Annotated in this window: 10 protein-coding genes; 9 read left to right on the top strand and 1 reads right to left on the bottom strand. The window is 71.6% G+C overall.

Annotated features, from left to right (window positions below; all coding sequences use genetic code 11):
* Positions 1–42 precede the first annotated feature (42 nt).
* Positions 43–1,698, bottom strand: coding sequence for a PucR family transcriptional regulator (locus AB0P35_RS23645; protein ID WP_095872955.1), 1,656 nt, complete (start codon positions 1,696–1,698; stop codon positions 43–45).
* A gap of 430 nt (positions 1,699–2,128) precedes the next feature.
* On the opposite strand from AB0P35_RS23645, the gene AB0P35_RS23640 reads away from it, so the two are divergent.
* The 9 genes from AB0P35_RS23640 (at position 2,129) to AB0P35_RS23600 (ending at position 12,497) form a co-directional block, all read left to right on the top strand.
* Positions 2,129–3,646, top strand: a complete 1,518-nt coding sequence (locus AB0P35_RS23640; RefSeq protein WP_363513846.1) for a gamma-aminobutyraldehyde dehydrogenase — start codon at positions 2,129–2,131, stop codon at positions 3,644–3,646.
* Between the two features lie 47 nt (positions 3,647–3,693).
* Entirely contained in the window at positions 3,694–4,953 is a 1,260-nt protein-coding gene (locus tag AB0P35_RS23635) for a spermidine/putrescine ABC transporter substrate-binding protein (protein ID WP_363513844.1), read from the top strand.
* 43 nt (positions 4,954–4,996) lie between these two features.
* On the top strand, positions 4,997–6,169 hold the full coding sequence (locus AB0P35_RS23630) for an ABC transporter ATP-binding protein (RefSeq protein WP_095872952.1): 1,173 nt from the start codon (positions 4,997–4,999) through the stop codon (positions 6,167–6,169).
* A complete protein-coding gene (locus tag AB0P35_RS23625; RefSeq protein ID WP_095872951.1) occupies positions 6,166–7,092 on the top strand; it encodes an ABC transporter permease in 927 nt (308 codons plus the stop codon). The genes AB0P35_RS23630 and AB0P35_RS23625 overlap by 4 nt, the downstream gene beginning before the upstream one ends.
* Complete coding sequence (locus tag AB0P35_RS23620) at positions 7,092–7,895, top strand: ABC transporter permease (protein ID WP_095872950.1); 804 nt, start codon at positions 7,092–7,094, stop codon at positions 7,893–7,895. Before AB0P35_RS23625 ends, AB0P35_RS23620 begins: the two co-directional genes overlap by 1 nt.
* A gap of 71 nt (positions 7,896–7,966) precedes the next feature.
* On the top strand, positions 7,967–9,361 hold the full coding sequence (locus tag AB0P35_RS23615; protein ID WP_363513839.1) for an FAD-dependent oxidoreductase: 1,395 nt from the start codon (positions 7,967–7,969) through the stop codon (positions 9,359–9,361).
* A gap of 200 nt (positions 9,362–9,561) precedes the next feature.
* Entirely contained in the window at positions 9,562–10,008 is a 447-nt protein-coding gene (locus AB0P35_RS23610; protein WP_363513836.1) for a hypothetical protein, read from the top strand.
* A gap of 91 nt (positions 10,009–10,099) precedes the next feature.
* On the top strand, positions 10,100–10,786 hold the full coding sequence (locus tag AB0P35_RS23605) for a hypothetical protein (RefSeq protein ID WP_363513833.1): 687 nt from the start codon (positions 10,100–10,102) through the stop codon (positions 10,784–10,786).
* A gap of 172 nt (positions 10,787–10,958) precedes the next feature.
* Positions 10,959–12,497 (top strand): CoA-acylating methylmalonate-semialdehyde dehydrogenase, encoded by a 1,539-nt coding sequence (locus AB0P35_RS23600; RefSeq protein ID WP_363513830.1) that lies wholly within the window; start codon positions 10,959–10,961, stop codon positions 12,495–12,497.
* The last annotated feature ends 397 nt before the right edge of the window (positions 12,498–12,894 follow it).

Here is a 12,894-nt window from a genome sequence, read left to right as displayed (position 1 = left end):
GGGGCACACCGCCCCGGGGCCGCTCCCGCATGCCGCGCGGGCTCAGCGGCGCACCGCGTCCAGTGCCAGCAGCGCCACGTGCAGCGACAGGCAGGACTCCACCTGGTCCAGGTCCACCCCGAGGATCCGCTCCACCTTGTGCAGCCGGTCGTAGAACGACGGCCGGGACAGGTGCGCCGCGTCCGCCGCCGCCGACTTGTTGCGGCCCTGCTCCAGGTAGATCCGCAGCATCCGCACCAACTGGCCGCCGTGCTCGGCGTCGTACGCCAGCAGCGGGCCCAGCTCCCGCTCCACGTAGGTCTGCAGCCGCTCGTCGTCGCGCAGCAGGTGCAGCAGACCGCGCAACCGCACGTCCGGCAGCCGGTAGTACGCGGCCGCCCGGCCGCCCGGCGCGTCGTGCAGCGCCGCGTCAGCGACCTGGGTCGCCTCCAGCAGGGTGCGGCGCGCGTCGCGCACCGAGCCCACCGAGGACCCCACCGCCACCACGGGCTCCGGCGGCGGCGCCGACGCGTCCCGGGCACCGTCCGCCACCAGCTTGCGCAGCGCCGCCGCGAACGCCTCCAGCGCCGCGTGCTCGTCCTGCTGCGAGCCGAGCGCGATCAGCATCCCGACACCCTCGTCGTCCAGCGCGCCGACCAGCGCCGACAGCCGGCAGGTACGGATCGCCGTCGCCGCCAGCTCGGTGAAGTCCCGCAGCCGCGCCTGCGCCTCCAACGCGGCCGGCACCGGCCCGCGGCGCTGCCGCAGCACCACGCCCACCAGCCGCCGGCCCTCCAGCGGCACACCCAGCGCCTGTGCCCGCAGGGCGACCTCACTGACCGTCAGCGCATGGGTGAGGACGCCGGACAGCAGCGTGCGGTGGGTCTGCCGCTCCAGGCTCTCCCGGTCGCGCACCACCAGCCGGTTCAGCGCCAGCGTCGCCGCGCCGCGCTCCAGCATCATCGCGTGCGGGTGCGGGGTGTCCTCCGGCAGCGGGCCCGGCTCGCCGATCAGGACCAGTCGGCCCCAGTCCTGGCCGCGCGCCCCGACCGTCGTCACCAGCCAGCCGCTGCGCGCGTCGTACCCGGTCCGGCCCGGCGGGCGGACCCCGCGCGAGCGCGCCTCCCAGTCCTCCAGCAGCTCCGCCTCCGGCCGCCCGGCGCTCTCGTGCGCCAGCACCTGGTGGGCCAGGTTCTCCAGCACCACCGGCGCACCGGCCAGCTGGGCCACCTGTCGGACCACCTCGCCGGGCTCGGCGCCCTCCACCGCCAGCTCGTTGAAGACCTGGTGCACCGCCTCGGAGGTGCGCAGCTGCTCCAGCTGCGCGTTGACCACCAGGGCGTGCACCGCCTCGGTGACGGCGACGAAGCGCAGCTCGCGGCGGAGCGCGACCAGCGGCAGGCCGCGCTGCTCGGCGGCGTTCACCAGGGCCCGCGGCAGCGAATCGAAGTAGCGGCGGCCGAACTCCACGACCAGCCCGGCGACGCCGACGTCGGCGAGCTCGTGGACGTAGCGGGCCAAGCCCTCGCGCTGCTCCGGCAGGGCGATGCCGGTGGTGAGCACCAGCTCGCCGCCCTGCAGGACGCCGGCGACGTCCGGCAGCTCGCTCACGTGGACCCAGCGGACCGGTCGTTCCAGGTGGTCCGCGCCGGCCACCACCTGGGGCAGTCCGCGCCGCATCACGTCCAGGTCAAGTACCCGGGCGACGGTGGGGAGCATCGCGGGCCTCCAGCTGATCAGGGGTGTCAGGGAAATCTTGCCTCGGCCAGGTGCCCGCCCACCTGCCGCGAAGCCTTGCAGCCTGTAAACCCCTTGCCGCCGGGCCTGCCGGAGTGACCCTTGTCACCCGATCGCCGGAGACGGCATGGTCGGGCGAGTCGCTAGTAGCGAAATCCGGGCAGAAGCAGCGGAATCCGCAGCGTAACCAGACGGCAACAGCGGAATCCCTTGTGGATGAAAACGGGGCCTGTCAGGATCGCGCAATCCCGGTGATCCACCGTGTCGGATCCGTCCGTCTGCTATGCGGCGACTCGACCAGTTGCACGCCCCGGCACACGGGCATCGCCGCTCCGCCGAGGAAGCATGGGCGTGCAGCGGTTCCCGCCGCAGGCGCGGAAGCCGAACCACCGGGTACTTGGAGGACAGCACGATGGACCTGACCAACTTCGGCGCCGGCGCGCAGTACATCGCCGGGCGAACGGTCACCGGGAGCGGCGACGAGCGGTTCCGGGTGGTCAACCCGGCCGACGGCAGCACCGTGGAGGAGGTCGTGCTGGCCTCGCCCGCGGACGTCGACGCCGCCGTCGACGCGGCCCGCACCGCCCTGCCCGAGTGGTCCCGCGCCACGCCCGGCGCCCGCGCCGAGGCGCTCAACCGGCTGGCCGCCGTCCTCGCCGACCACGCCGAGGAGTTCGCCCACGTCGAGACCACCCAGACCGGCAAGCCGATCAAGCTCTCCACCGAGTTCGACGTCCCCGGCACCATCGACAACACCGCCTTCTTCGCCGGCGCCGCCCGCAACCTGGAGGGCAAGGCCGCCGGCGAGTACTCCGGCGACCACACCTCCTACGTGCGCCGCGAGGCGATCGGCGTGGTCGGCTCGATCTCGCCGTGGAACTACCCGCTGCAGATGGCCGCCTGGAAGATCCTCCCGGCGATCGCCGCGGGCAACACCATCGTCCTCAAGCCGGCCGAGCTCACCCCGCTCACCTCGCTGATGTTCGCCGCCGCCTGCACCGAGGCCGGGATCCCCGACGGTGTCGTCAACGTGGTCACCGGCGCCGGCCGCACCGCCGGCGAGCGCCTGGTCTCCCACCCCGCGGTCTCGATGGTGTCCTTCACCGGCTCCACCGCCGTCGGCCAGCGGGTCGCCGAACTCGCCACCGCCACCGTCAAGCGCACCCACCTCGAACTCGGCGGCAAGGCCCCGTTCGTGGTCTTCGACGACGCCGACCTGGAGGCCGCCGTGCACGGCGCGGTCGCCGCCTCCCTCATCAACAGCGGCCAGGACTGCACCGCCGCCACCCGCGCCTACGTCCAGCGCCCGCTCTACGACGCCTTCGTCGCCGGCGTCGCCGAGCTGTACGCCGCCGTCCGCCTCGGCGACCCGCGCAACCCGCAGACCGACCTCGGCCCGCTGGTCTCCTTCGCCCACCGCGACCGGGTCGCCGGCTTCGTCGACCGCGCCCGCCGCGACGGCGCCACCGTCGTCACCGGCGGAAGCACCGGCGCCAAGGGCCACGACGGCACCGACCTCACCCTCGGCGCCTACCACCTGCCCACCCTGATCACCGGCGCAGCCCAGGACAGCGAGGTCGTCCAGGGCGAGATCTTCGGCCCCGTCCTCGTCGTCCTCCCCTTCGACAGCGACCAGGAGGGCCTGCGGCTCGCCAACGACACCCCCTACGGCCTGGCCGCCTCCGCCTGGACCCGCGACGTCCACCGCTCGCTGCGCGCCACCCGGGAGATCGCGGCCGGCTGCGTCTGGATCAACGACCACATCCCGATCATCAGCGAGATGCCGCACGGCGGCTACAAGGCCTCCGGCTACGGCAAGGACATGTCGCAGTACTCCCTCGACGAGTACACGCAGGTCAAGCACGTCATGTTCGACACCACCGCGGTCGCCCGCAAGGACTGGCACCGCACGATCTTCGGGGACCGATAACCCCGTCGCCCCCCACGCCCGAGCCCCCTTCAGGAGGGTGTCCCCGCATGCAGCTCCACGAGATCACCGACGGCCTGCCGGAGCCGGTCCGCAAGGCCTGGGAACGCAGTCTCACCAACGGCCGCGCCGCCCTCAGCCGCCGGACGGTGCTGCGCGCCGGTGCCCTCGCGGCCGGCGCGGGCACCCTCACGGCCTGCGGCATCCCGCCGGCGAAGAGCCCGACCGGCAGCTCCGGCGAGGCCGCGAACGCCGCCGCGAAGGACCTCTCCGACGCCGACAAGGTGGTCAACTTCTCCAACTGGCCGCTGTACGTCGACGTCGACCCCAAGGACGAGCAGAAGCATGCCACCCTCGACGCCTTCACCAAGGCCACCGGCGTCAAGGTCAAGTACACCGAGGACGTCAACGACAACGTCGAGTTCTTCGGCAAGGTCAAGCCGCAGCTCGCGGCCGGCCAGGACACCGGGCGCGACATCATGGTCCTCACCGACTGGATGGCCGCCCGGCTGATCCGCCTCGGCTGGGTGCAGAAGCTCAACCAGTCCGAGATCACCACCGCGATCACCAACCTGGAGGCCCGCTTCCGCGCCCCCGACTGGGACCCGGGCCGCCTCTACTCCTACCCGTGGGCGGGCATCCAGGTCGTCATCGCCTACAACAAGAAGGCGACCAAGGGGAAGGTCGTCAGCAGCGTCTCCCAACTGCTCGACGACCCCGAGCTCAAGGGCCGCGTCACCTTCCTGTCGGAGATGCGCGACACCATCGGCATGACCCTCCTCGACATGGGCAAGGACCCGGCCAAGTTCACCGCCGACGACTACGCCGCCGCGATCGCCCGCCTCCAGAAGGGCGTCGACAGCAAGCAGATCCGCAAGTTCACCGGCAACGACTACGGCCAGGAGCTGTCCTCCGGCGACATCGCGGCCTGCGTCGCCTGGGGCGGCGACCTCATCCAGCTCAAGGCCGACAACCCCGACATCGAGTTCGTCGTCCCGGAGGCCGGCTACGTCGCCTCCACCGACAACATGCTGATCCCGGCCCGCGCCCAGCACAAGAAGAACGCCGAACGCCTCATCGACTTCTACTACCGGCCCGAGATAGCCGCCCAGCTCACCGCGGGCATCGGCTACGTCTCCCCGGTCACCGGCGCCCAGACCGAGCTCGCCAAGCTCGACCCCGACGCCGCCGCCAACCCCCTGGTCATCCCCACCCCCGAGATGGCCGCCAAGGTCCACAACTTCCGCAGCCTCACCGAGGCCGAGGAGAGCGACTTCGAGGACAGGTTCTCCAAGCTCATCGGCGCCTGACCAGCGCCCCGACCACCGGCCTCGGACAGAAGGACCCCACACCATGACCGACCAGGCGACCGCCACCACCGCGCAGGCCACCGGCCCCGCGGCAACCCCCGCGGGCGGCGACGTCCGTCTCACCGGCATCAGCAAGACCTACGGCAGCTCCACCGCCGTCCACCCGCTCGACCTGACCGTCCCCCAGGGCTCCTTCTTCGCCCTGCTCGGCGCGTCCGGCTGCGGCAAGACCACCACCCTGCGCATGATCGCCGGCCTGGAGGACCCGACCACCGGCACCGTCCTCATCGGCGGCCAGGACGTCACCGCCCTGCCCCCGTACAAACGGCCGGTCAACACCGTCTTCCAGAGCTACGCGCTCTTCCCGCACCTCGACATCTACGAGAACGTCGCCTTCGGCCTGCGCCGGCGCGGCAAGAAGGACGTCAAGAAGCAGGTCGAGGACATGCTGGAGCTGGTCGAACTCGGCCCGCTCGCCCGCCGCAAGCCGCACCAGCTCTCCGGCGGCCAGCAGCAGCGCGTCGCCGTCGCCCGCGCCCTCATCAACCACCCCCAGGTCCTGCTGCTCGACGAACCGCTCGGCGCCCTCGACCTCAAGCTCCGCCGCCAGATGCAGCTCGAACTCAAGCGCATCCAGACCGAGGTCGGCATCACCTTCGTCCACGTCACCCACGACCAGGAAGAGGCCATGACCATGGCCGACACCATCGCGGTCATGAACGCCGGACGCATCGAACAACTCGGCGCCCCCGCCGACCTCTACGAGAACCCCGCCACCACCTTCGTCGCCAACTTCCTCGGCCAGTCCAACCTCATAGCCGCCGAGGTCACCGGCACCTCCGGCGACGAGCTCCTGCTCAGCGCCGGCGGCACCCGCCTCGCCGTCCCCCGCGCCCGCTGCGCGAGCGACGCAGGCAAGCTCCACCTCGGCGTCCGCCCGGAGAAGATCACCATCGCGCACTCCTCCGCGGACGTCCCGGAGGACCGCAACCGCCTCGTCGGCACCGTCGTCGACTCCAGCTTCATCGGCGTCTCCACCCAGTACACCGTCCGCACCGGCACCGGCCAGGACATCACCGTCTTCGAGCAGAACATGGAGCGGGACAGCCGGATCGTCCCCGGGGCCTCCGTCCAGGTCCACTGGAACCCGGCCCACTCCTTCGCCCTCGACGCCTCCCAGGCGATCGACGCCGGCACCGCGGAGGAGGACGCGTGACCACCACCACCGAGGCGGCACCCCTCCAGGAGGCCGCGCCCGCCGCACCCCCGCGCACCCGGCGCAAGCTCGTACCGTACTGGCTGCTGCTGCCCGGCATCGCCTGGCTCGTGGTCTTCTTCGCGGTGCCGATGGTCTACCAGGGCTCCACCTCGCTGCAGACCGGCTCCCTGGAGGACGGCTTCCGCGTCACCTGGCACTTCGCCACCTACTGGGACGCCTTCACCGAGTACAAGTGGCACTTCGTCCGGTCCTTCGGATACGCCGCCACCGCGACCGTGCTCTGCCTCGCGATCGGCTACCCGCTCGCCTACACGATCGCCTTCAAGGCCAGCAAGCGGTGGCGCAACGTCATCCTCATCCTGGTGATCGCGCCGTTCTTCACCAGCTTCCTGATCCGCACCCTCGCCTGGAAGACCATCCTGTCCGACGGCGGCTACGTGGTCGGCGCCCTCAACACCCTGCACGTCCTCGACATCACCGACGCCCTCGGCGTCACCGCCGGCCACCGCGTCCTCGCCACCCCGCTCGCCGTGGTCTGCGGCCTGACGTACAACTTCCTGCCGTTCATGATCCTCCCGCTCTACACCTCACTGGAGCGGATCGACCCCCGACTCCACGAGGCCGCCGGCGACCTGTACGCCAAGCCCTTCACCACCTTCCGCAAGGTGACCTTCCCGATCTCCCTGCCGGGCGTCGTCGCGGGCACCCTGCTCACCTTCATCCCCGCCTCCGGCGACTACATCAACGCCCAGCTGCTCGGCTCGCCCAGCGAGCAGATGGTCGGCAACGGCATCCAGAAGCAGTTCCTCAACGTGCTCGACTACCCCACGGCGGCCGCCCTGAGCTTCATCCTGATGGCCCTGATCCTCGGCGTGGTGACGGTCTACATGCGCAAGGCCGGAACGGAGGACCTGGTCTGATGAGCAGTGTGTTCAGCTGGCTGCGCCGGCACCTCGTCACCCTCGCGGGCATCCTCGCCCTCGCCTACCTCGTACTGCCCAACCTCGTCGTCCTGCTCTTCTCGTTCAACAAGCCGGCCGGCAAGTTCAACTACGAGTGGGCGGAGTTCTCCACCGCCGCCTGGACGGACCCCTGCGGCGTCGCCGACATGTGCGGCTCGCTCGCCCTCAGCCTCCAGCTCGCCCTCGCCGCGACCGCCGGCGCCACGATCCTCGGCACCATGGTCGCCTTCGCCCTGGCCCGCTACCGCTTCCGCGGCCGCGCCGCCACCACCGGGCTGATCTTCCTGCCGATGGCCATGCCCGAGGTCGTCATGGCCGCCTCGCTCGGCACGCTGTTCCTCAACATGCGCATCCCGTTCGGCTTCACCACGATCCTGATCGCCCACATCATGTTCTGCCTCAGCTTCGTGGTCACCGCCGTCAAGGCCCGCGTCATGAGCATGGACCCGCGCCTCGAACAGGCCGCCCAGGACCTCTACGCCACCCCCGTGCAGACCTTCCTCAAGATCACCCTGCCGCTCGCCGCCCCCGGCATCGCCGCCGGCGCGCTGCTCAGCTTCGCCCTCTCCTTCGACGACTTCATCATCACCCAGTTCAACTCCGGCCCGACGACCGTCACCTTCCCGATGTTCGTCTGGGGCGCCTCCCAGCGCGGCATACCCGTCCAGGTGAACGTGATCGGCACCGCGATGTTCGTCGCCGCCGTCCTCCTCACCGTCACCGGACAGTGGATCGGCAACCGCCGGAAGGCGCGCGCCTGATGCCCCACCACGCCACCTCCCCGTTCTACTGACCACAGCCCGAACGACGACCAGAAAGCGGCTGATACGGCATGGACTCCGCCCGTGCGCTCAGTGACGTCAAACCCACCCCGTTCTGGCTGGAGGACCCGGGGCGGCCCGAGGCCCTCCCCGCCCTCGTCGGCGACACCACCTGCGACCTGCTGGTGGTCGGCGGCGGCTACACCGGCCTCTGGACCGCCCTCCTCGCCAAGGAGCGCGACCCCTCGCAGGACGTCGTCCTCGTCGAGGCCAACGAGGTGGGCTGGGCGGCCTCCGGGCGCAACGGCGGATTCTGTGCCGCCAGCCTCACCCACGGCTTCGGCAACGGCCTGCAGCGCTGGCCCGGCGAACTCACCCGCCTCGAACAGCTCGGCCAGGCCAACCTCGACGCCATCGAGAACACCCTCAAGCAGTACGACCTCGACTGCGAGTGGGAGCGCACCGGCGAGATCGACGTCGCCACCCAGCCCCACCAGCTCGACGAACTCCACGAGGTCGCCGAGGCCCTCGCCGAGCACGGCTTCGACATCACCGTGCTCGACGCGGACGAGGTGCGCCGCGAGGTCGACTCGCCCACCTTCCTCGGCGGCCTCTGGGACCGCGAGGGCGTCGCCATGGTCCACCCCGCCAAACTCGCCTGGGGACTCAAGGCCGCCTGCCTCGCCCAGGGCGTCCGCATCCACGAACGCACCAAGGCCCTCACCCTCACCGAGCACGGCACCGGCATGGCCGTCCGCACCCCCTACGGCCGGGTCTTCGCCCGCCGGGTCGCCCTCGGCACCAACGTCTTCCCGTCCCTGCTCAAGCGCGTCCGCCCCTACATCGTCCCGGTCTACGACTACGCCCTCATGACCGAACCCCTCAACGACGAACAGATGGCCGCCATCGGCTGGCGCGGCCGCCAGGGCCTCGGCGACAGCGCCAACCAGTTCCACTACTTCCGGCTCTCCGCCGACAACCGCATCCTCTGGGGCGGCTACGACGCCATCTACCACTACGGCGGCAAGGTCCGCACCGAACACGACCAGCGCCCCGACACCTTCCGCACCCTCTCCCGGCAGTTCTTCGAGACCTTCCCCCAGCTCGAAGGAGTCCGCTTCACCCACGCCTGGGGCGGCGCCATCGACACCTGCAGCCGCTTCTCCGCCTTCTTCGACACCGCCCACCGCGGCCGCGTCGCCTACGCCGCCGGCTTCACCGGCCTCGGCGTCGGCGCCACCCGCTTCGGCGCCGAGGTCATGCTCGACCTCCTCGCCGGCGAACGCACCGAACGCACCGAACTGGAGATGGTCCGCAGGAAGCCGCTGCCCTTCCCGCCCGAACCCGTCCGCTGGGCCGGCATCGAACTCACCCGCTGGTCCCTCGACCGGGCCGACCGCCACGGCGGCCGACGCAACCTCTGGCTGCGCACCCTCGACCGCCTCGGGCTCGGCTTCGACAGCTGACCGCACCCGCACCCGCACCCGTCCGTGGGGCGCGTACCGGCCGTCCGGCCCGGAGCGCGCCCCACGGACATGCGCCCGCGAAGCCGTCCGGTGGCCGCGACCGAGCCGTGACCGAAGCCGTGGCCGAAGGCGTGTAAGAACCCGCGCCCACCGCCCTCTCCCCGGTGAGCGACCCCGACCCGCCCATGCAGGAGAGACCGATGCCGCCCACCGCCCGCACCGCCGCAGCCTGGCTCGCCACCGCCGCCCCCGACCCGCGCGCCTTCCTGCGCACCTGGGAGCGGACCGGCCGCCGTCCCGCCCCGCTGCCCGCCGGCCGCCAGTGGGACGCCGTCCTCACCCCCGCACCCTTCGGCCGCGCCGCCCTCGACTCCCTCGCCCGCCTCCCCGGACCGGGCCCCGCCCTCCAGGACCGCACCGCCGCCACCGTCGCCTTCCTCGTCCCCACCGGCACCGCCGCCGGCTGGCTCGGCTCCGGCATCCGCATCCTCGGCCACGGCACCGCACTCACCGTCCCCCATCCGGACGGAACCGACCCCGCCCTGCACTGGCTGATCCCCCCGGACGGCACCGGCCGACTCGTCGACCCCCGCAGACTCGAACTCGCCCTCCACGACGCCGCCGCCCGCCTCACCGGCCTCCCGTGAACCCGCGCCCGCGACCGCCCACGCCCGTGACCGGCCCACCGACCCGCCCACGCACCGCCACCCCGAGGCCGAACCGCGCCAGACTGGACCCATGACCGCAAGCGCTCTCGCCGACGAGCACCTCCGACTGCTGGAGACGGCCCAGCCGCTCTGCCTCCGGTACGCCCTCGCACTCGCCGGCCCCGACGCGCTCGCCGCCCACGGCCTCCCCGCCACCCGCTCCGGCGGACTCGTCCTCGTCACCGCCGAGGGACCGCCCCTCGCCGACATCGCCGCCGGCCTCGCCGAGCACTTCCGCGCGGCCGGCCACCACGCCGGAATCCAGCCCGGCACCCCGCGCCAGATCCAGCTCACCGGGACACCCTGCCCCGTCGAACTCCGCAAGGAACCCCTGCGGCACCCCGCCGTGCTGCTGCCCGGCGCCCCCGTCCCCGTGGTCGCCCTGCCCGACGCCGCCGCCCTCGCCGTGCTGCGCCTATGTGATCGCGCCCTCCCCGAGGACCTCGCCGCCCTCCACGCGCTGACCGGCTCGTTCTCCGAGGGGGAACTGCTCGTTCTGGCGGGCGGACTCGACGAGGAGTTCCAGCCCGCGGTGCTCGCCGACCGGCTGGAGTCGGCCGCCGCGCTCGTCCACCCGGAGGCGTCGGCCCGGTCGGCCTGGGCGCAGGCCTGGGCCCAGGACCTCCGGCTCGACCTGATGGAGGTCCGGGAGGGCGACGACGGACTGCACGACCCCTACCTGGAGGACGTCGAGGCGGAGCAGTCCGACGACCTGTAAGGGTGAATCTCGGTTCCCCGTCATGCTGCTCGTTGAGGCGGGCCGATCAGGTCCGCAGACTGGATTATGAGCGCGGGAGCCCCGTGATCCCGTCGTCCGGACGAAGCCGGGCGGCGCCGTTACCAGGTACCGGCGGCCCACACACCGCACGGGACTTCGGAGGCAGACGACCTTGAGCAAGCCCAGCCCGTACAAGCACGTCACCCACTGGATCGGTGGCGCCCCCGTCGCCACCGCCGGCGCCGCGCCCCGTCGCGGTGACATCTTCGATCCGGCCACCGGACAGGTGTCGGGCCAGGTCGACTTCGCCGAGATCGCCGAGGTCGACCAGGCCGTCGCCGCCGCGGCATCGGCGTTCGCCGAGTGGCGTCGTTCGTCCGTGGCCAAGCGCACCCAGGTGCTCTTCCGCTTCCGCGAGCTGTTCAACGCCCGCAAGGACGAGCTGGCGTCGATCATCGTTTCCGAGCACGGCAAGGTGCACTCGGACGCGCTCGGCGAGCTCGCCCGCGGCCTGGAGGTCGTGGAGTACGCCTGCGGCATCCCGCAGCTCTCCAAGGGCGGCTTCTCCGAGCAGGCGTCCACCGGCATCGACGTCTACTCGATCCGCCAGCCGCTCGGCCCGGTCGCGATCATCTCGCCGTTCAACTTCCCGGCCATGGTGCCGATGTGGTTCTTCCCGATCGCCATCGCGACCGGCAACACGGTCGTGCTGAAGCCGTCCGAGAAGGACCCGTCCGCCGCCAACTTCCTGGCCGAGCTGTGGAAGGAGGCCGGCCTGCCGGACGGCGTGTTCAACGTCGTGCACGGCGACAAGGCCGCGGTGGACCGGCTGCTGGAGCACCCCGACATCAAGTCGGTCAGCTTCGTCGGCTCCACCCCCATCGCCCGGTACGTCTACGAGACCGGCACCCGCTACGGCAAGCGCGTCCAGGCACTCGGCGGCGCCAAGAACCACATGCTGGTGCTGCCCGACGCCGACCTCGACCTCAGCGCCGACGCCGCCGTCAACGCCGGCTTCGGCGCGGCCGGCGAGCGCTGCATGGCGGTCTCCGTCCTGGTCGCGGTCGACCCGATCGGCGACGAGCTGGTCGAGAAGATCAAGTCCCGGGTCGCCAACCTGAAGGTCGGCCCCGGCTGCAACGGCGACTCCGAGATGGGCCCGCTGGTCACCGGCCAGCACCGCGACAAGGTCACCTCGTACGTCGAGTCCGGCCTCGCCGACGGCGCCGAGCTCGCGGTCGACGGCCGCAAGCACGCGATCGCCGCCGAGGACGTCAACGGCGCCCCGACCACGGACGGCTTCTGGCTCGGCCCGACCCTGTTCGACCGCGTGAAGCCCGGCATGTCCGTCTACAGCGACGAGATCTTCGGCCCCGTCCTCTCCGTCGTCCGGGTCTCCACCTACGAGGAGGGCCTGGCCCTCATCAACGCCAACCCGTACGGCAACGGCACCGCCATCTTCACCAACGACGGCGGCGCGGCCCGGCGCTTCCAGAACGAGGTCGAGGTCGGCATGGTCGGCATCAACGTGCCGATCCCGGTCCCCGTCGCGTACTACTCCTTCGGCGGCTGGAAGGCCTCGCTCTTCGGCGACGCCCACGCCTACGGCCCCGACGGCGTGCAGTTCTTCACCCGCGGCAAGGTCGTGACCCAGCGCTGGCTCGACCCGTCGCACGGCGGCATCAACCTCGGCTTCCCCACCAACAGCTGAGCCACCCCGCCCCGAACACCGGCCGGACCCTTTCCCCCGAGGGCCCGGCCGGTTCGTTTGCATCCGCTCCCCGTTCGGCGTAGTGTTCACTGGTCGCTCGGCAGGGAGCACCGGACACGCAGTCAGCGCGGACGGTCCCGGAGCGGCCAATCCCTTGAAACACCACTTCCCGGCTCGGGCTGGGTCGCGTCTTGTCGCGTCCCGGTGCGAATTCGTCGTGCGCGTTTATAGGGATTGTGTTCGGACCGGCGCCGGATTCGCTTTTCGGAGCGGGGATCGGCTAAGGTTTGAAACGTCGGACGGGCCGTCAGGTCGGGCCGGCAAAGCGGTGAAGAAAGCAAGTCGGCGAAGAGCACTGACTCGGGTCTGATAAGCTGGAAACACGAAAGAGCGAAAC

Source organism: Kitasatospora sp. NPDC085879, assembly GCF_040686255.1.
Classification (GTDB): Bacteria; Actinomycetota; Actinomycetes; order Streptomycetales; family Streptomycetaceae; genus Kitasatospora.
Note: the sequence above shows the minus strand (reverse complement) of the source record. Positions and strands in the feature narration are given on the sequence as shown.